This is a genomic window from Acinetobacter sp. YH12252, from assembly GCF_013417365.1.
In the GTDB taxonomy this organism is placed as follows: domain Bacteria; phylum Pseudomonadota; class Gammaproteobacteria; order Pseudomonadales; family Moraxellaceae; genus Acinetobacter; species Acinetobacter towneri.
Map to the genome: position 1 here is coordinate 238,352 of NZ_VPEA01000001.1, position 20,147 is coordinate 258,498.

Below are 20,147 nucleotides of genomic sequence, written 5' to 3' on the forward strand. Positions count from 1 at the left end.
TGCCTGATTTTCTGTTTATGATTTTACAGAGGTTTCTTGAAAATTAATTGCAGCATCTTCTTGTCAGTTAAGTGTTTGGTTAAATGTTGAGTTTTGCGCTATTTTCCCGAAAAGAGGTATCATGCCTTTTTCTTTTACATAGGCAGCATCAATGTCAGTTTTAGAAATCATTGCTGTGTTGATTAGTGTTTTAGGCGTGACCTTAACCATTAAGCGACATATAGCTTGCTGGGTGGTGAATTTTATTGCCTGTTTGCTGTATGCCTATTTGTTCTTTGAATATCAATTGTATGGCGAAACGGTATTACAAACCCTATTTATGGGCATGGCTGTTTATGGTTTTTTCCAGTGGAAAACTGCACAGCAGCAAAAACAACATATCATCATTCAAAGCTTGCCACTCTCTAAAATGTGGCTGCAAATTGCACTGAGTAGCATACTGGGTTTACTGTTTGGGCTAAGTTTAAAGTGGTGGACGCAGGCTTCACTGCCTTTATTGGATGCACAACTGGCAGCTATGAGTCTATTGGCAACCTATTGGACCAGTCGTAAATACTTGGCTACATGGGTGTTATGGATTGTGGTCGATCTGGTGTATATCGGCATGTTTATTTACAAAGAGTTGCTGTTAACGGCTGTGTTATATGCAGGTTTTGTGGTTCTTGCTTATTTGGGCTGGCGTGAATGGCATAAAATCCGACAACAACATGCGGCACATTCTGCGGTGTGATGGCGTGTAGCGATGAGCAATTTAATTGATTTTAAACAGGCGCAGCTTAAACAATTTGATTTATTGGCATTGGATATTTTAGCGTATCCTGAGCGTTATTTACAGTTTGATTCGATTGCAGATTTTTACCAAGCCCAGTGGTTAGATGATTTCCCCAAAGGGACGACATGGTGTTCCACAGGACTAGATGATGGCGCAGAACATTTTTATGCCAAAATTGAATTTTATGGGCATTATTTAACTATTTATAGCCATGAAACCTATGCCGCTGAATTTGGCATCATTCACACAGAATAGACAAAATAGAGTCAATGACAGCAGGCGGAAAAAACATTTTAATAGCCTGAAAATAAAGTTGTATTTAGGATATAAAACAGCTTATACCCGTTGAGCATCAGCCAAATTATATTGCACGATGATGCTAGACCTACTCCATCAATAAACAAAATAAAAGGAACTCAAATGGCTCATCAATTTACTGTAAACGCCACCATTCATGGCGTTTCAATTGACGAATTTAAGCGTTTAGTGGCAGATGTTGCTTTGCATGAAGCAGTCTGCAAGCGTATTCCTGGTGAAAATTTGGAAATTTTAGAATCTAAAAAGAACGGTAATATTTACACTTTACGCCGTGCTTATAATTTAGATGTGAATATTCCAGATATGGCTAAAAAATTATTAAAAGATGCATTTCGTTTAAAACGCAATGATGTGACCCATTTAACGGCGCTTACTTCTACCGTGGAGCTTGGTGCAAACTTGCCTTTAGAAGCTAAAGGCGAGCGTAGTGTGACAGGCAACCATGAAAAAATTGATATTCAATTAAACTGGACAATTAAGGTTAAAGTGCCATTGATTGGCGGCATGTTGGAAAAACATGCAGAAGGGGAAATCCGTCGTTTCAGTGAGTTGGAAATTGGGATTGTGGAAGATGAGCTTAAGAAAAATTTAGCGGCTTAACCCTTCATTTCTACTAGAAAAGATTGCTCTTAAATACATGCTTGGCGCTGCCGTTTTCGGTGGCGCTTTGTTTTTTGGACGTATTGAATTGTGATTGTTGATGCTGGGGTCATTTTACAGTGATCAATTTTTGATTTTTGAAAAAGTTTAGTGCTTGGCTTTATTGCATACAGACTATCGTCTTAATTTATTATTTAAATATAGTATATTTATTATGCTAATATTTTGACCAGATTTAAATTGAGTGTGAGTTCTGCCATGAAATTGATTCAGTTGTTATGTTTATCGGTTTTGCTGACCTTTGCCAGTCTATCTCCAGCAATGGCAGAGAGCAAAAAAGATCCACTTTTTGTCTTGCTTACCAGCAGTGATGCGCACCGCACCAAAATGGCAATTGGCATGAGCAATAACCAATTTGGCAAAGGTCATCCACTGACGATTTATTTGGTCGATCAAGGCGTAATGTTGGCATCTAACCGCTTTGAACATAAATATGCAGAGCATCAGAACATGCTGAAAAGTATTATCGCCAAAGGTGGTGATGTGTATATCTGCAAAATGTGTATGGAGCAGTACGGTGTTGTTGAAGGTGACTTAATGAAAGGTCTGAAATATGCCAATCCAGATGCTATGGGTGAAGCAATTTTCCGTCCAGGCACTCAGACACTGAGCTGGTAATTCGGCTGCTTGAAATGCAAAAGCCTTGTTGAAAAACAGGGCTTTTTTATTGCGGAATTTCTAGCGCATGGCGTATTTTTTTAAACGATAATCCAGTGCAGCGCGGGAAATTCCCAATAAGCGTGCCGCTTCAGATACATTGTGTTTGGCTTTTTGCATCGCGGTGATAATCAGTTGTTGCTCATGCTGTTCTAAATCAAAACCTTCGGTTAAAAGCGTGTCTAAATCTACGCTGTCTTGCTCATCTACAGTATGGTCGCTGTGCATTTGCGGAAACAGGGCATTCAGTTTAATCAGTTGTTGATCTTCCGTCAGTAGTACCGCACGTTCGAGCAGGTTTTCCAGTTCACGAATATTGCCAGGCCACGCATAGCTTTGCATAAAGTTAGTGGCTTTTTCACTGACGCCTTGAATTTGTTTGTCATACATTTTTTCAAAGCGTTTTAAGAAATGTGCAACCAATAATGGTAAATCTTCACGGCGTTCACGCAGCGGTGGAATCTGCACAGGAAAAATGTTTAAACGGTAATATAAATCGGCACGGAAACGACCTGCTTTAACCACTTGTTCTAAATCTTCATTGGTTGCAGCAATCACGCGAACATCAATATGACGGGTTTGCGAATCTCCAACGCGTTCCACTTCACCTTCTTGTAGCACACGCAGCAAAGCCGCTTGAGCGCGTGGCGAAAGTTCAATCACTTCATCTAAAAAAATAGTACCGCCATGGGCGCGTTCAAATTTACCTAAGCGTGATTGATGTGCACCTGTAAATGCACCTTTTTCAACACCAAACAGTTCAGATTCAATCAGTTCAGGTGGAATTGCCGCGCAGTTGACCGCAACAAAAGCATGTTCTTTACGCTGACTCAGTTCATGCACACCACGGGCAAAGGCTTCTTTCCCGACCCCTGTTTCACCTTGCAGCAAAATGGAAACTTTGGCACCTGCGGCTTTTTTGAGTAAGTCACACACCTGCTGATAAGCCGCCGATTGTCCGACTGAGCTGAACATGCTGTAGTCATTTTTACTGGTGGCATAAATCGACTTTTTCAGTTCATACAATTCGGCTTGCAGTGCAATGAGTTCCTGTTCCATCGGTTCAGGCGACATGAACTGAATCAGCTCATCGGCATTTTCCCATTCACTGAGTTGTTTACCAATAATACGGCAATGCTCACGCCCGCAGGCTTTACATTCCACTTCCTGATAAATAATGGTCATGCCTGTGGCAAAACTGCTGTAACCGCAAGCATAGCCCAGCAGCATCCAGCAGGAAGGTTCGTGACTCAGTCCAAATTGCTCAACATGCACATCGGCTTCAAAAGAGTTATGCCAGTTTAAGTCTGCATAAAACTGTTTTTTCTTTTGATTTAAAATCAATTGATTGGCAGAAACTTGCACCATGCCACGAATACCGTGCATTTGCGGCCCTGCCATAAAAGCCTGTTCTTCATTTAAACCTGGGCGCATTTTAGTAGTGACTTCTGCATCTTTCAGACCTGCCTGATAGCCCAAACGAATAAAAAAGCGTTTGGTGCGTTCCATTCCAATCATATTGGCAAGGTCTTTACGCAAATAGCCCATGATGCTGGTATGCATCAGCAACATGCGATATTCATCAAACCAGATTTGTCCACGCTCAGTGTCAAAATGTAGTTTGGAAAGCAGGTCGTGAATTTCCTGAGGATGACCTGCATATTTGCCGCTGCTGTCGTATTTTACTCGTACCATGCGCCGTGTTTAATCCATTAAATTCGAGGCTGTTTAGCCATCTTATGCAAATTCGTGAAAATTCAATAATACCTAAACAGCATCATGCCAAACCTTAAAGGTATTTAGTTGTATCTATATGTTTTTGTTGTTTTTATTCCGTCTTTATCATAAGCGAATTGCATAAAGCCCAAGGGTAAATTTTTGTATCTGTACGGGCTGTATTTCATCAAATCATGAAATCTTAAATTTTTTAAACATCAAAATTCATCAAATCATGAAATCCAAATTCTTATAGAAACACTCAGATTTTTTAAGTTGCTGTTTTTCAATGTTTTTATAAAGTTGGCACGCTTGTTGTAATAGTAAAAGTAAGCAACAGATGCATGAAGCAACTGAAGCAAGTTCTGAATGAATCAGATCTTGTAGGAGAACAATATGAAGGATGCAACAGGCGCATTGCCCTTAACCAAATATATTCGGGTAACGGGCGATATTAATGCCGCATTTGTCGAGTTCGACTTTGCCATTCACGATCCCACTTTATATGTGGAGTTGGTGTTACCGCAGCAAGCATTCCGCGAGTTCTGCGCAACCAATCAAGTGGTGGAAATGAGCGAACAACAGCAAGCCGTGAATGATGCTGAAGAAGACAAATGGCGTTACGGCATTGAACACGACACTTTAGTCGGTGCACAGCGATACAACATTGATCATGAAGATCAACACTGAATGCTTAAGGAGATAAGCGATGACTTTAGAAATTAAAACAGCGGGTATTGAGCCAATTCGTCAAAACTATGCCTATATTGAGCGCCGTTTTGGCAACAAGCCAGCCACCCGTTATCAGGAAGTCAGTTTTGATATTCAGGCGGAAACCAACTTTCACTATCGTCCGCTGTGGAAACCTGAAAAAACCTTAAATGATAAAACCCATACTGCAATTGAAATGCAGGATTGGTACGCATTTAAAGACCCGCGTCAGTTTTATTACGGAACTTATGTGCAGCATCGTGCGCGTTTGCAGGACATTGCCGAAAGTAACTTTAGCTTTTTTGAAAAGCGTCAGTTGGCAGAGCATATTTCTGAAGATGTCAAAGCCAAAGTGATTGCCTTGTTTTTGCCGTTTCGTCATATCGAACAGACTGCCAATTTACACATGATGTCGGGCAGTGCTTATGGTTATGGCACGGTGCTGACCCAAGCCTGTATTTATGCTGCGATGGATCGTTTAGGGATGGCGCAGTACATCTCACGGGTTGGTTTGGCACTCGATGGCAACACGGGCGAATCTTTAATTCCAGACAAACAAGCATGGATGCAGGATGAAGCATGGCAAGGACTGCGCAAGTTGTGTGAAACCAGTTTGATCGAGCAGGACTATTTCAAACTGTTTTTATTACAAAACTTGGTGATTGACAGCTTTATGAGCGAATTGGTTTACACCCAATTTGATCAATGGTTGGCACAGCATCAAGCACGTGACTTGGCGATGCTGATGGAATTTATGCAGGAAGCCATGGCAGATTTACGCAAATGGTCAGACAGCGTATTTAAAACCGCAGCTGCAGAATCTGCACATAACAAACAATTGTTGAGCCAGTGGTTAGTCGAATATTTACCTGAAGTGAAAGCGGCATTTGCAGCGTGGGCAGCTGAGGCGTTGTCTGCAGATGCAGTCGACATTGCAGAACAAAAACTGCTGGAACGCAGTAAAAAAATTGGCATCGAACTCGAACAAATTTTGCAGGCTTAAGGAGAAGCAGCATGTCTAAGGTTTATCTCGCATTACAGGACAATGACACGTCGCGCTACATCATTGAAGCGATTGAAGAAGACAACCCAGATGCCACGATTCAATATCTGCCAGCCATGATTCGGGTAGAAAGCGAAACAGGTCTGATTGTTAAAGCAGAAACGGTATCTGAAAAACTTGGACAAGATTGGGATATTCAGTCTTTACAACTCAACATGATTACGTTGGGCGGCAACGTCGAAGAAGATGATGACAGTTTCCGTTTGCACTGGAACTAGGAATAAGGATGTGCACTGAGCCAATTTGAGTACAGTGCCGCCAGAACATATTGCTGCATAGATTGCCGCTAAAAAATTTAAGGATGATGAGCATGAATTCACAAGTTAAAACCCCAGCAAAAAAACTGAATGCCAAAGACCGTTATCGCGCACTTACTCGTGACTTGGATTGGGACTTTTCTTATGCAGACCGCAAAGAAGCCTTTCCATACGAAGAATTTGAAGGCATTAAAATTACAGACTGGTCTAAATGGGAAGATCCATTCCGTTTAACCATGGATGCTTACTGGAAGTATCAGGCAGAAAAAGAGAAAAAACTTTACGCCATTTTTGATGCTTTTGCACAAAACAACGGTCAAATGAACGTGACCAATGAGCGTTATTTGAATGCCATCAAACTGTTTTTAACTGCGGTAACTCCGCTTGAATATCAGGCATTCCAAGGTTATGCACATGTAGGGCGTCAGTTCAGTGGTGTAGGTGCACGTATCGCATCACAAATGCAGTCGATTGATGAATTACGTCACGTGCAGACGCAAATTCATGCCATGAGCCATTACAACAAATTCTTTGATGGTTTTCAGGATTGGTCGCACATGCATGACCGCGTTTGGTACTTGTCTGTACCAAAATCTTTCTTTGAAGATGCGCGTTCAGCAGGGCCGTTTGAGTTCTTGTTAGCCATTAGCTTTGCCTTTGAATATGTATTGACCAACTTGTTGTTCGTACCGTTCATGTCAGGTGCAGCACACAATGGCGATATGGCAACGGTCACCTTTGGTTTTAGTGCACAGTCCGATGAAGCACGTCACATGACTTTAGGTCTAGAAATCGTGAAATTCTTGTTAGAACAACACGAAGATAACGTGCCAATCGTACAGGAATGGATTGATAAGTGGTTCTGGCGTGGGACTCGTCTGTTATCTATAGTTGGCATGATGATGGACTACATGCTGCCAAACAAAGTCATGTCGTGGAAAGAAGCGTGGGAAACCTACTTTGAAGAAGCGGGCGGTGCGTTATTTAAAGACTTGAGCCGTTACGGTATTCGTATGCCGAAATATTCAGAAGTAATTACCAAAGAAAAAGAACACGTGTCGCATCAAGCGTGGTGGATTTTCTATAACTTCGGTCATGCAGCAGGTTTCCATACTTGGATTCCAACCGATCAGGAAATGGATTGGTTATCTGAAAAATATCCAGACACCTTTGACAAATACTACCGTCCAAAGTGGGAGTTAGCACGCAAGATGGAAGCAGAAGGCAAGCGTTTCTACAGCGCAGGCTTACCGCAATTGTGCCAAATTTGCCAAGTGCCAATGACTTTCACCGAAATGGATGGCGATCCGACCATGTTTACGTATCGTGAGTCTGTTTATAAAGGCGAGCGTTACCACACCTGTTCAGATGGTTGTCACGATATTTTTGAACGTGAACCTGAAAAATATGTGCAGGCATGGTTGCCAGTGAACCAAATTCTACAAGGCAACTGTGGTGGCTTAGATTTGGAAAACATGCTGCGCGAATATTATCGCTTCAATGTCGGTGCAGATAACTTGGATATTGAAGGTTCACCAGACCAGCAACGCTGGAAAAAATGGAAAGGTGATGCGGCTTAACGCTCATTCACTATCTAAAGTAAATATCTAAAATTTAAGTTATTTCAAGATTCAAATTTAAAAGGATTTCGGTTTAAGTCATTTGCGGCTCAAACCACCCCAATACGGAGAATGACCATGTCAGTACGCGCTATTCGCCCAGATTACGACTTTGAACCACGCGACCTACAAAAACACTATGGCGACAACATTTTGGTGTATGTGGGTTGGGATCATCACACTTTATATTGTTCTGCACACGCCATGTTGGTTTCGCAGCAGCAAACCTTTCAGGAATTTTTGGATCAGCAAATGCAGGCGGGTTTCCATCAACATCCTGACTTTGAAAACATTAAATGGGATGAAGTGCAATTTACTTTAAACAAACAGGTAATTCAGCCACGCCCTGAACAGACCTTGGCAGAAATTGGCTTCGATCAAAAATCACTACTGCGTTTTGTGACCCCAGGACTGAATGGGTACAAGGGCGCACACGTTTAAAACAGTAAGATCACAACAAAATAAAGACAGCAAAGCACAGTCAGTAAGTACAAGACAGGAGGTCGCAGATGAGCTATCAAGTCACAATTGAGCCAATTGGCACAACCATTGAGGTTGAAGAAGATCAAACCATTTTAGATGCCGCGTTACGTCAAGGCGTGTGGTTGCCATTTGCTTGTGGGCATGGCACTTGCGGCACTTGTAAAGTCCAAGTCACCGATGGTTATTATGATGTCGGCGAAGCGTCACCTTTCGCGCTGATGGATTTGGAACGTGAAGAACACAAAGTGTTGGCGTGCTGCTGTAAGCCTGAATCAGACATGACCATTGAAGCCGATGTTGATGAAGACCCAGATTTCTTGGGATATTTGGTTCAGGATTATCAGGCCAAAGTCCTTGAGGTAAAGGACTTATCTCCAACCATTAAAGGTGTGCGCTTGCAGTTAGACCGCCCGATGGAGTTTCAGGCAGGGCAATACATTAACGTGCAATTCCCGGGTATTGAAGGCACTCGTGCCTTCTCAATTGCCAATGCACCAAGCGAACTAGGCATTATTGAATTGCATATTCGTCATGTTGTGGGCGGCAGTGCTACGACCTATGTGCATGAGCAACTTGCGGCAGGCGACGCACTGGAAATTTCAGGGCCATACGGACAATTCTTTGTACGTAAATCGGATGATCAGGATGCGATTTTTATTGCAGGTGGTTCAGGTTTATCTAGCCCGCAATCTATGATTTTAGACTTACTAGAGTCGGGTGATACCCGCACCATTTACCTATTCCAAGGTGCGCGTGATGTTGCGGAATTATATAACCGAGAACTGTTTGAGCAGTTAGTCAAAGACTATCCAAACTTCCGCTACATTCCTGCATTAAATGCACCTAAAGCAGAAGACCATTGGACAGGATTTACAGGCTATGTGCATGAAGCGGTTGCCGATTATTTTGAGCAGCGTTGCGGTGGACATAAAGCCTATTTATGCGGCCCACCAGTCATGATTGATGCAGCAATTTCGACCTTAATGCAAAGCCGTTTGTTTGAACGTGATATTCACACTGAACGCTTCTTGAGTGCTGCCGATGGTGCAAGTGGTCAGTCACGTTCAGCATTGTTTAAACATATTTAACACATATTTAAAAGTGGATAGGTGCTGCAATATTGTACTGAGCCTATCGAATTGCAATAGATAAAAAGTTTCCAAGGAAGTCGGTCAGTGTTGAGGCATTTAGCTCAGCACTGACACCATCATCAACACAGTAAGGCAGTGTCAAAAGCCAAAATAGCAATGCGACAACCAGCAAAGCCAAAATAGCCAAGGAGAGTTACATGGACCGTCAACAAATTGATACTTTAGTGAAGGAAATGAACGTAGACACCGCTACACGCCCTGTCGATCAGCGTGTGCAGCAAATAGTGGTGCGTTTAGTGGCAGATTTATTTCAAGCCATTGAAGATTTAGACATTCAGCCTTCAGAAGTGTGGAAAGGTCTGGAATATATTACCGATGCAGGCAAAGCCAATGAACTTGGTTTACTTGCAGCAGGTTTGGGTTTAGAACATTATCTAGATTTACGTGCCGATGAAGCCGATGCCAAAGCAGGCGTAACAGGCGGTACACCACGTACCATTGAAGGGCCACTTTATGTTGCAGGTGCGCCTGAATCAGTCGGTTTTGCGCGTATGGATGATGGTTCAGAATCAGACCATTTAGATACGTTAATTATTGAAGGTACAGTCACTGACACCAATGGCAATATCATTGAAAATGCCAAAGTCGAAGTTTGGCATGCCAACGGTTTAGGTAACTATTCATTCTTTGATAAATCTCAGTCTGACTTTAACTTACGCCGTACTATTTTCAGTGATGCCAATGGTAAATATGTGGCGCAAACGACCATGCCAGTCGGTTATGGCTGCCCACCAGACGGCACGACTCAAGCTTTATTAAACAAACTAGGTCGTCATGGCAACCGTCCATCTCACGTGCATTACTTCATTTCTGCACCAGGTTACCGCAAACTCACTACGCAATTTAACATTGTAGGTGATCAATACCTGTGGGATGACTTCGCATTTGCGACCCGTGAAGGTCTGGTTGCAACAGCGGTAGATGTGACCGATGCTGCAGAAATTCAGCGCCGTGGTTTAGACAAACCATTTAAGCACATCACCTTTAACTTTGAATTAGTCAAAGACACTGCAAATGCACCATCGACTGAAGTTGAACGTCGTCGTGCAAGTGCTTAATCCCACACCTTAAAACACAAAGTTTTAACACGTTCGCCAATACAGCATCAGCAAGTTCTTTGTTGATGCTGCCCTTAAAAGTCGGCTGTTCGCGCATGAATGATTCAGGCGCAGCAGGCAGACTTCATCAAAATTTCTATTGAATAGGATGTTCTATGAATAACAAAATTTGGGCACTCATGCTTTTGGGTGTCATGGCGACACACGTCAATGCAACAGAAAACGGTTTAGATACATTTGGATTAGGCGCAGAAGGCATTGCAGCAGGGGCTTTACCACCAGCTGGGGTATACTTACTCAACTACTATCAGAACTATCATGCCAGTGAGTTTAAAGACGGCCCAGACAATTTCCATGCCGATGTGAATGTCTATATTCCACGTTTGGTATGGATGACCCCCCAACACATTGCAGGCGGTCAGTTGGGTTTATATGCTGCACAGCCTTTGGTCGATTTGCGTTTAAATGTGATGGGCATGTCAGACTCTAACAGTGGTTTGGGCGATTTGATTATTGGCAGCATGTTGGGTTGGCATAAAGGCAATCATCACAGTGTAGCTGCTTTAGAAGGTGTGCTCGCAACAGGCGATTATGAAGATGCCAATCCACAACGTCCTGTAGTTGCCAACTTAGGTAAGAACTACAACACCATTCGTCCTATCTTTGCGTATTCTTATTTGCAGCCGCAAGGTTGGGAGTTTTCCACCAAAATGTCTTATAGCTTCAACAGTGAAAATGACGACACAAATTATCAGTCGGGGGATTATTTCGCTGGAGATTATGCAATCGGTTATCAATTGAATGATCAAGTCAAATTGGCACTCGAAGGTTATGTATTTAAACAAACCACAGATGATGAAGTGAATGGTGTCAGTATTGGCAATAAAGGACAGGCTCTATCTTTTGGTCCCGCGATTCAATACAAACGTGATAATTGGTCTTTGGAAGCAAAGTTTTTGAAAGAAACCGAAGTGGAACATCGTCCTGAAGGACACTCTTCGACTTTGAAATTGGTTTGGGCTTTTTAAAGCCCGAACCTGATTCTGCAGTGTTGCACATCAAGCTATCTTACAAAACAAAGTCAAGTTGAAAGACTTGGCTTTTTTGCAGCATCATTTTTCAAGATGGCTTGCTTCTAATTACGTGCTTCCATAAGTTGAGTTTGGTGGACTGAATTTTTAATCTCTCACGTGTTGCACTTATGCGCTAAGATTAGGCATAGCAACAGGGTGCGTATTGCGAGCAGGAGAGCCATTTTGAATCAAATAATGGATGCCGATGTAATTATTATTGGTGGCGGACAAGCAGCATTGGCCACGGCTTACTTTTTAAAACGGCAAAAAATCAATTTTCTGATCTTGGATAATCAAACGCAGTCGGGCGGTGCGTGGCAACATGCGTGGGATTCTTTACAGCTGTTCTCTCCAAATACATGGAGTTCTTTGTCCGGCTGGTTAATGCCAAAAACCGAACAGGAATATCCGAAACGATTAGAAGTGATTGACTATTTAACAGCGTATGAAACACGCTATCAATTTCCTGTGCTGCGTCCTGTGCAGGTCGAAAAAGTCCTGAAGGAAGGCAATGATTTAATTGTGTGTTCGGCACAGCAAAGCTGGCGAGCCAAAGCCGCTGTGAGTGCTACTGGAACGTGGAGTCAGCCTTTTATTCCTGCTTATACAGGACGCGAACGCTTTTTAGGCACACAAATTCATTCGGCTCATTACCGCAATGCCAATGCTTTTCAGGGCAAAAGAGTCATGATTGTCGGCGGGGGTAACTCAGGCGCACAAATTTTGGCAGAAGTGTCTAAAGTGGCCGAAACTTTTTGGGTTACACAGCAACCGCCAAGTTTTTTAGCCGATGATGTAGATGGACGGGTTTTATTTTTACGTGCCACGGAGCGCTTAAAAGCCCAGCAGGAAGGTCGCAGTATTGAACAACCGATCGGTGGTTTGGGCGATATTGTGATGATTCCAAGTGTCAAAGAAGCACGGCAACGTGATGTATTACATGGTCTGCCGCCATTTGACTATTTAACCGAACATAGTGCAGTTTGGGCAGATGGGCGCGAACAGGAAATTGATGCCATTATTTGGTGCACAGGTTTTAAGGCAGCATTGTCGCATTTACAAAGTTTGAATGTGGTTAATGCACAAGGCACAGTCGATGTGTTAGAAAATCGAGCGTTACAACAGCAAAATTTATGGTTGGTTGGTTATGGTGATTGGACTGGTGCAGCATCGGCAACTTTAATTGGCGTTTCCCGAACAGCACGAGATGTGGCAGCGCAAATCGCAGCGTATTTACAGACAACAGTGTAAGGTCATCATTGTGACTAAAAGTTATGATTAAAAACTGAAAACAGCAACTATAGCCATAAAAAAAGCCCTCTGTAGTAGAGGGCAAGAGGGTAACTTAAAAGTATTTACAGGCACTACTCAAAATAAGCAGTTACTGTTTTGGTAAATCAAACCAAATAAATTGGCTGTCTTGCTTTGCTTCAATCACGGCATCATCAGCAAATAACAAGGCATCGCCTGCTTTCACGGTCTGCTCACCAATGCTGATTTCACCACGAATTACATGCACATAGTTTACCGCTTGTGTTGCTGTAACTTCTAAACGATGTCCAGTTTCTAAAACAGCTGCTTTTACTTCTGCCTGTTGACGAATGTGCATTGGGGCATTGTCATTCGGGCCGACAATTAAATGCCACTGGTTGGGTGCTGTATTTGGGTCACGTTGAATTTGCTGATACGTCGGCTCTGCATCGCGTACATTCGGCTGAATCCAAATTTGCAGCATGTGTACTTCTTCATCACCATTGTTAATTTCGCTGTGCTGAACGCCTGTACCTGCGCTCATTAACTGCCATTCACCTGCAGTAATATGGCGTTCATTGCCCATGCTGTCGCGGTGGGAAATCGCACCACTTAATACACAAGTCAAAATTTCCATGTTGTCGTGTGGGTGAGTACCAAAACCATTATGTGCGGCAATACGGTCATCGTTAATGACACGTAAGGCACTAACACCCATATATTTCGGGTTATACCAATTACCAAAAGAGAAACTATGTTTGGTGTCTAACCACCCCATTTTCACATGACCACGATCTTCACTACGGTGTAAATAAGCATTCATGATAATGCTCCTATCATTTTTTTAACTTGAACTAATCTTAATCTTTTCACCGCAGCCGACCTAGAGGCGAACTGCAACATGCCGTTCTAAAATTGCAACATGTGTAGATTTTTTGCAGAACCTAGACATTTTAGAGTTTTATCGCGGCATTAAAAAACCCACGTAAAAACGTGGGTCTTTTGCGGTTTAAAGCGATCACTGATTATTCAAGGAATTTTACAGTCACGCCAGAACGTACTTTACGACCTAAATCGTTTGCATCCCAGTTGGTTAAACGGATACAACCATGCGACGCTGTTTTTGAAATGGTCGATGGGTTTGGTGTGCCGTGAATACCGAATGATTTTTTACTTAAACCAATCCAGATATTCCCCACAGGGCCGTTAGGGCCTGGTGGTAAAGACAGCGGTTTTAAGTTTTTGCCCTGAATAAAGTTACTTGGTGAATAGCTGTACCATGGGTTTGGTGCAACACCTGTCACTTTATAAGTACCTGTTGGCGATGGAGTATCTGCACTGCCAATGGTTGCTGGGAATGAGCCGACCATTTGGTTTTGTTTGTTGAACAAATACAGTTGTTTTGCACCTTTGTGCGCCACAATCAGGTGAATGTCTTCAGGTAAGTCATTGCGAACGTTGGTCACCAATAACTTTTCACCCACTTTATTAAATGTTGCATTCGGATTTAATTTCTTTAAGAAATTTTCATCCATGTGGAATTTTTCACCTAACATTTCACTTACGCGGGTGTAGTACAAGCCTTTCATTTTGGCTTGTTCTGCATAGTCATGCGGAATAGATTTCGCATAAGGACCTTTTAAGTCCGCTTCAGTAACCGTGTATTCTACAAATGCAGGACGTGAACCTTGACGTGCAACCAACGCATCCCAAGTTTCTTTGGTTAAAATACCCGTTGGGCTAATGCCATTCATTTGCTGGAATGATGCAATTGCTTTTAGGGTGTTCTTACCACTAGTGCCATCAATTGCACCTGGAGAAGCATGTGAATTGTTCAGCATCACGTGTGCACGTGCATACACAGGGAACTGACCTTTACCAATATTTTCATACCAAGTGGCATTATTTAAACCATCTAAAGTCCATGAAGCTTTTGGTGCTGCTGTGTTGGATGTAGCAGTTTGGCTTGCAGAGCTTTTTGTTGGTGCAGTGCCTACATCGGCAGTGGTATCTTCAGTTTTGTGTAGATCATCTAAGGTTTTTGAAGCCTTATTTAAATCATTTTGTTCTTGTTGCGTAATAGCAGTGTCTGTTGCATTTAGATTATTTTGTGCAGCCGATGCTTCTGTCGCTAAAGGATCAATCGGATCTTCAATAGCGGTATTGCTAATCACTTGTGGATTTAACGGTTGTTCAGCAGTAGATGCAGCAAAAGTAGTCCCTGCAAAAATGCAACTTAAACTCATTGCGAGTATTGTGCGAACCAACATGTAATTCAACCTTGAGAATTATTCATTTACATAGATAAAAACTAGCCAAGTATTGCAGAAAAACTAAGGAGATGCAGTAGTTGTTTTGTGTAAATATGCAAGATAACCCCAATTTTACAGTGACTTTTGTTTGTGTGATGTATTTCACATAAACGTAAGCTGAATTTGAACACTTAGAATAGGCTGAAAAGACGAGCAAGAAATGAAGTTATTAAAACTTCAACCTTTTTGATATGATGGCTGCAAGATTGAAAATGAGTTGGGAAAGTAAATGACGACCTTAAAAAATGATCGTTTTCTTCGTGCCTTATTACGTGAGCCAGTAGATTGCACGCCCGTATGGATGATGCGTCAGGCAGGACGTTATTTACCAGAATATCGTGCTACACGTGCGCAGGCAGGAGATTTTCTTTCTCTATGCAAAAATACTGAATTTGCCTGTGAAGTGACTTTACAGCCTTTGCGTCGTTATGAATTAGATGCCGCTATTTTATTTTCAGATATTTTAACTGTACCCGATGCATTAGGCTTAGGTCTGTATTTTGAAGTAGGCGAAGGGCCAAAGTTTCATAAAACGGTGCGTACCGAGCAAGACGTTGCCAATTTACCTAAATTTAATGCCAAGTCAGACTTAGACTATGTCATGAATGCAGTATCGACCATTCGTTCTGCTTTGGGCGGACAAGTGCCTTTAATTGGTTTTTCAGGTAGTCCATGGACTTTGGCAACGTATATGGTTGAAGGTGGTTCAAGCAAAGATTTCCGTTTCACCAAAAACATGATGTACGCACAGCCTGAAGTTTTACATGCACTATTAGACTGTCTGGCCGATGCAGTGACCGAATACTTAAATGCACAAATTGATGCAGGTGCACAGGCAGTACAAATTTTTGACAGTTGGGGCGGTGCATTGGCCCATCGTGAATATCTTGAATTTTCACTCCACTATATGCAGAAAATTGTGTCAGGTCTGCAACGTGAAAAAGATGGACGTAAAATCCCTGTTATTTTATTTACCAAAGGTGGCGGTCAATGGCTGGAGCCAATGATTGCAACAGGTGCAGATGCTTTTGGTCTGGACTGGACAACACCGTTAAATGTCGCACGTCAAACGGTGAGTGGTCGTGCCGCATTGCAAGGTAACTTAGACCCAGCCACTTTGTACGGTTCACCTGAAGCAATTGCCAAAGCAACACGTGCGATGCTAGATGATGCCTATGCCAATGGTGAAAAAACAGGTTATGTAGCCAACTTAGGGCATGGTATTACCCAGTGGGTAGACCCTGAACGTCCTAAAGTATTTATCGACACGGTTCATGAATACAGTGCCAAATATCTATAATCGCACAATGATATAGATGGATCATTTGTAGATGTATCGGTGTAATCTCAGCTTCAGTCAGGTTGTCACATCATGTGGATAACATGGCTAAAGTCAGGAGTTGAGTTTTCGACTAAGGCAGCTTCGGCTGCCTTATTTGGAATTTTATTGCTGATTGCATTTGCCCTGACTGCTTCAATGGGCGGTCAGGAATATTTCGGATTTTTCCGTTACGACTATTTATTATTCTATGCCTTAATTATTCAAGTTTGTCTTTTATATTTAAAACTGGAATCTTGGGCAGAAGCCAAAGTCATCGCTTTGTTTCATATTTTAGCGATGATCATGGAAATTTTTTTAACTCATCCACAAATTGCATCGTGGCAATATCCTCAACCTGCTGTCTTTAAAATTATGACCGTACCGCTTTTTGCAGGCTTTATGTATTCTGCAGTTGGCAGTTTCTTTGCGCGTTCTTTGCGTTTGTATCGGGTATCTTTACGGAATTTGCCGACTTTTAGCAATATGATGGCCTTGGCAGTGTTGTCGTACATCAACTTCATGAGCAAGTTTTTTATCCCCGATATTCGTTATGGCTTGTTTGCGTGGAGCGTTGTGATTTTCTGGAAAACCAAAATTCGTTTTCAATTACAACGGTCTCAATTACAACTGCCAATGTTGCCTGTATTGATGCTTTTGGCTTTTATTATTTGGGTCGCAGAAAACATTAGCACCTTTTATCAAATATGGTTGTATCCAAGTCAGGTCGATGCGTGGCACATGGTCGGCTGGGGCAAACTCGGTTCTTGGTATTTATTGCTGTTACTGAGTCTGGTTCTGGTCATGAAAATTTTGGGTTATCGCGATGCAGAAGGGCAGTGGACACTGAAAACTGAGGATCAACAGCAGCTGTAAATCTAAATGCTATCTTCAACACTAAAATCTATTTTCAAATTTAAGACCAATCTTTAAGCTAAAAACCAATCGACGCTACAAAAATGCACAAAAATAATGCCTGATTTTGTGATAAATGTTTTGCCTTCTGAGTGACATCTCGCTATCTTAAAATAGTGTAATAAAAATTACACATAGCAATAAAGAATAACGATTCGAAGCATAATTTTTCGAATAATAAATCTCTGGAGTAAGGCGATGATTAAAAAATTAGCATTGGCTGCTGTCTTGGCAGTGGGTTCTACAGCAGCATTTGCAGACCGTGATGCAGGTTGTGGTATCGGTTCTCAAGTTTGGGCAGGTCAGTCTGGCAAAGTTGCAAAAATTTTAGCAGCAACTACAAACGGTATTTTTGCAAACCAATTGTTTGGTATCACATTTGGTACTTTAGGTTGTAGCGGTACAGGTACAGTAACTGCACAAGTTGTGACATTTACCAATGAAAATGCTGAAACATTGGCACGCGATATGGCAGTTGGTGAAGGCGAAAGCTTGAACGTATTGGCTGAATTATTAAGCATTAAAGCAGAAGATAAAGCACATTTCTTTGCGGTTTCTAAGCAAAACTTTGCATCTATTTATTCTGCAGAAAACCAGACTTCTTTAGAAGTATTGGCATCTTTACAGAGCGTGATGGCGAATGATGACGTTTTAAAAGCATACGTTTAAGTTTGAATAAAGCCCTGCATTATTCGCAGGGCTTTTTTATAGCACAAGAATACGTTTAAGCCTGAATATGTATATAAAATTTATAAAATGTCCATGAAATCCATTATTTTAAGTAGTTTAGTTTTTTTATCTCCTACGGTTTTTGCGTTATCTCCTGAAATATCTCCAATACAGATTCAGCCACTTACAGCCACTTCTACAGTACAAAATACAAATAAATTAGCAATATCTTCCGCACATTATGTGCAAAAAGCCAAAGACCTACACTTGGCAGAACAGGTGACTTGGCAGCGTTTAATGTATGCGCAGCAAGGCAAAAGTGAAGTGCAATATGCAGGCTATTTTGTGTCGGAACAAGGCGGAAGCAATTTAAACCAAGAGTTACTTCGCAATGTGCAGGCATTATTTGAAACAGCGCCTGCCAATCAATCGGTGCAGTGTAAATTTCCTGCACGTAGCCGCTGGTTAATTGAACAATTACAAATTCCTCAACAAGATTTGGCACAGGTGCAATGTCCTGAATTGGACGAATGGATTGGACAAATTAAACCTTATAAAGCAGTGCTGATTTATGCCACAGACTTTATGGGCAATCCAAGTTCTATGTTTGGGCATACTTTATTGCGCTTAGACCCAAAAGATCAAAAACAACTGAATTTAATTTCTTATGCTGTCAATTATGCAGCAACGGTAACGGGCAGCGAAGGTTGGTCTTATGCATGGAAAGGACTTACAGGGCAATATCCGGGTGAATATTCACTGATGCCGTATTACCGCAAAGTAAAAGAATATGGCGATTTAGAAAGCCGAGATTTGTGGGAGTACGAACTGGCACTGAATGAGCAGGAAACCACATTTTTGGTGCAGCACATTTGGGAAATGAAGCATGTGCAATTTCCGTATTATTTTATCAGTGACAATTGTGCCTATCGCTTATTGGGCTTAATGGATTTGGTGCGTCCTGAGCTAAATTTACAGCAGCAGTTTAAAGTCGCATCTATTCCAATTGAAACACTAAAAGCTGTAGAGCAGGAAAATTTAGTGGCAGATGTTGTCTATCGTCCTGCTTTGGAAACTCAGTTATTGGCGCAAGCCAGACAACATGGTACAACTTTGGCAAAAACTGCCCATCAAGTGGCCGAAGCAGAACCTGAAAATGTGGCGGCAATTTTGCAAAATTACAGCCAAATCGATCAAGCTAAAATTCTGGAAATGGCTTATGACGATTTGTATCTGAAACTGATTGGACGCAAAATTGAAGCCAAAATTGCACAACCGCGACTGAGACAAATTTTAAGTTTAAGAAGTCAGATCAATTTAGAAAAACAACGTCAGGATGTCGCACGCCCTCAGGTCGATCCTGTGCAGGGGCATCATGCACGAAGCTTTGCTGTGCGTACTGGCGAGGTGCAAGGCGAGCATTTTGTAGAGTTGAGTCATCGACAGGCTTACCATGACTTACTTGATCCGCAAGGTGGTTTTCGTACAGGGACGCAACTCAACTTTTTAGAAGCTTCTGTGCAATATCGTGAAGACCGCTTAAAACTGAATCAGTTAGATTTACTCTCGGTGAACTCTTATAACCCAATGACCGCATTTAAAACACCACTTAGTTGGGGCTTTAATTTGGGTTGGCAGCAAGAAGCCCTGAATTCGCACGGGGCTTTTAGCGAAACGGAACAGCATGGTGTTTTAAGTTTAAAAACACAGTTTGGTTATAGCGTGGCTAATCAAGCGCGTGAACATTTGTGTTATGTGCAAATTCAAAATCATGTGCAAGCGGGTAAGGCTTTAGACAAAGGCTGGCGTGTTGGAATTGGCCCAACACTGGGTTGTCAAAATATCTGGTCAGCACGCATGAATAGTTTGGTTCAGCTTGAATTACCGTATTGGGAAGATCGTCACCAATGGCAATTTAAGCTGAACAGCCAGTTGCAATATGTACTCAACCCGCAGCATGTGTTGCGATTGGGTTGGGAATATCAACAACAGGACAAACAGGACTGGAACAAGACCAGTTTAGGCTATGTGCATTTTTTTTAAAGAGCTGTTGAATTTATACTGAATTGTAAAAAACCAGCTAAACAAGTTGAGTTGCTGGTGAAACCCGTTAAAATTTAGCAGTTTCTTTTGGCTGGGTTGTT

20 protein-coding genes are annotated in these 20,147 nt (G+C 42.0%); 17 read left to right on the top strand and 3 right to left on the bottom strand.

From position 1 onward, the window contains the following. The first annotated feature begins 151 nt into the window (after positions 1–151). From pnuC to FTV28_RS01165, 4 genes are all read left to right on the top strand, one after another. Positions 152–730, top strand: a complete 579-nt coding sequence (gene pnuC / locus FTV28_RS01150; RefSeq protein WP_004971981.1) for a nicotinamide riboside transporter PnuC — start codon at positions 152–154, stop codon at positions 728–730. 12 nt (positions 731–742) lie between these two features. Then, positions 743–1,027, top strand: a complete 285-nt coding sequence (locus FTV28_RS01155) for a hypothetical protein (RefSeq protein WP_096900962.1) — start codon at positions 743–745, stop codon at positions 1,025–1,027. A gap of 165 nt (positions 1,028–1,192) precedes the next feature. Beyond that, a complete protein-coding gene (locus tag FTV28_RS01160) occupies positions 1,193–1,690 on the top strand; it encodes a DUF2505 family protein (RefSeq protein WP_179989267.1) in 498 nt (165 codons plus the stop codon). A gap of 258 nt (positions 1,691–1,948) precedes the next feature. Continuing rightward, the gene (locus tag FTV28_RS01165) at positions 1,949–2,368 is read left to right on the top strand and encodes a DsrE family protein (protein ID WP_004971976.1); all 420 of its coding nucleotides are present in this window, start codon (positions 1,949–1,951) and stop codon (positions 2,366–2,368) included. Between the two features lie 60 nt (positions 2,369–2,428). On the opposite strand, the gene mobR is transcribed toward FTV28_RS01165, so the two are convergent. After that, entirely contained in the window at positions 2,429–4,102 is a 1,674-nt protein-coding gene (gene mobR / locus FTV28_RS01170; RefSeq protein WP_179989268.1) for a phenol degradation transcriptional regulator MobR, read from the bottom strand. A 417-nt stretch (positions 4,103–4,519) separates the two neighbouring features. On the opposite strand from mobR, the gene FTV28_RS01175 reads away from it, so the two are divergent. From FTV28_RS01175 to FTV28_RS01215, 9 genes are all read left to right on the top strand, one after another. Further along, a complete protein-coding gene (locus FTV28_RS01175) occupies positions 4,520–4,813 on the top strand; it encodes a phenol hydroxylase subunit (RefSeq protein WP_004971972.1) in 294 nt (97 codons plus the stop codon). Positions 4,814–4,832: 19 nt separating this feature from the next. After that, positions 4,833–5,837, top strand: coding sequence for an aromatic/alkene monooxygenase hydroxylase subunit beta (locus FTV28_RS01180; protein ID WP_179989269.1), 1,005 nt, complete (start codon positions 4,833–4,835; stop codon positions 5,835–5,837). A gap of 11 nt (positions 5,838–5,848) precedes the next feature. After that, positions 5,849–6,115 carry an MmoB/DmpM family protein gene (locus FTV28_RS01185; RefSeq protein WP_004971969.1) on the top strand — a complete coding sequence of 89 codons (267 nt, stop codon included), beginning with the start codon at positions 5,849–5,851 and terminating at the stop codon, positions 6,113–6,115. Between the two features lie 92 nt (positions 6,116–6,207). Continuing rightward, the gene (locus FTV28_RS01190) at positions 6,208–7,734 is read left to right on the top strand and encodes an aromatic/alkene/methane monooxygenase hydroxylase/oxygenase subunit alpha (protein ID WP_004971966.1); all 1,527 of its coding nucleotides are present in this window, start codon (positions 6,208–6,210) and stop codon (positions 7,732–7,734) included. A 117-nt stretch (positions 7,735–7,851) separates the two neighbouring features. Beyond that, positions 7,852–8,214, top strand: coding sequence for a phenol hydroxylase subunit P4 (locus tag FTV28_RS01195; protein ID WP_179989270.1), 363 nt, complete (start codon positions 7,852–7,854; stop codon positions 8,212–8,214). Positions 8,215–8,282: 68 nt separating this feature from the next. Next, positions 8,283–9,344, top strand: coding sequence for an NADH:ubiquinone reductase (Na(+)-transporting) subunit F (locus tag FTV28_RS01200; protein WP_004971960.1), 1,062 nt, complete (start codon positions 8,283–8,285; stop codon positions 9,342–9,344). A gap of 200 nt (positions 9,345–9,544) precedes the next feature. Further along, entirely contained in the window at positions 9,545–10,465 is a 921-nt protein-coding gene (gene catA / locus FTV28_RS01205; protein ID WP_179989271.1) for a catechol 1,2-dioxygenase, read from the top strand. A 155-nt stretch (positions 10,466–10,620) separates the two neighbouring features. Beyond that, positions 10,621–11,493, top strand: a complete 873-nt coding sequence (locus tag FTV28_RS01210) for a transporter (RefSeq protein WP_004971953.1) — start codon at positions 10,621–10,623, stop codon at positions 11,491–11,493. Positions 11,494–11,721: 228 nt separating this feature from the next. Then, positions 11,722–12,789 carry an ArsO family NAD(P)H-dependent flavin-containing monooxygenase gene (locus tag FTV28_RS01215; RefSeq protein ID WP_179989272.1) on the top strand — a complete coding sequence of 356 codons (1,068 nt, stop codon included), beginning with the start codon at positions 11,722–11,724 and terminating at the stop codon, positions 12,787–12,789. A gap of 130 nt (positions 12,790–12,919) precedes the next feature. Here the strand turns inward: FTV28_RS01215 and FTV28_RS01220 are convergent, their stop codons facing one another. Together FTV28_RS01220 and FTV28_RS01225 are read right to left on the bottom strand one after the other, a co-directional pair. Beyond that, complete coding sequence (locus FTV28_RS01220; RefSeq protein WP_104853195.1) at positions 12,920–13,612, bottom strand: pirin family protein; 693 nt, start codon at positions 13,610–13,612, stop codon at positions 12,920–12,922. 202 nt (positions 13,613–13,814) lie between these two features. After that, on the bottom strand, positions 13,815–15,059 hold the full coding sequence (locus tag FTV28_RS01225; protein WP_004971948.1) for a L,D-transpeptidase family protein: 1,245 nt from the start codon (positions 15,057–15,059) through the stop codon (positions 13,815–13,817). 271 nt (positions 15,060–15,330) lie between these two features. On the opposite strand from FTV28_RS01225, the gene hemE reads away from it, so the two are divergent. The 4 genes from hemE (at position 15,331) to FTV28_RS01245 (ending at position 20,046) form a co-directional block, all read left to right on the top strand. Further along, the gene (gene hemE / locus FTV28_RS01230; RefSeq protein ID WP_104853196.1) at positions 15,331–16,401 is read left to right on the top strand and encodes a uroporphyrinogen decarboxylase; all 1,071 of its coding nucleotides are present in this window, start codon (positions 15,331–15,333) and stop codon (positions 16,399–16,401) included. Positions 16,402–16,473: 72 nt separating this feature from the next. Further along, positions 16,474–17,295, top strand: a complete 822-nt coding sequence (locus tag FTV28_RS01235; RefSeq protein WP_179989273.1) for a DUF817 family protein — start codon at positions 16,474–16,476, stop codon at positions 17,293–17,295. A gap of 237 nt (positions 17,296–17,532) precedes the next feature. Beyond that, entirely contained in the window at positions 17,533–18,003 is a 471-nt protein-coding gene (locus tag FTV28_RS01240; protein ID WP_104853198.1) for a DUF3015 family protein, read from the top strand. Positions 18,004–18,096: 93 nt separating this feature from the next. Next, complete coding sequence (locus FTV28_RS01245) at positions 18,097–20,046, top strand: DUF4105 domain-containing protein (RefSeq protein WP_179989274.1); 1,950 nt, start codon at positions 18,097–18,099, stop codon at positions 20,044–20,046. The last annotated feature ends 101 nt before the right edge of the window (positions 20,047–20,147 follow it).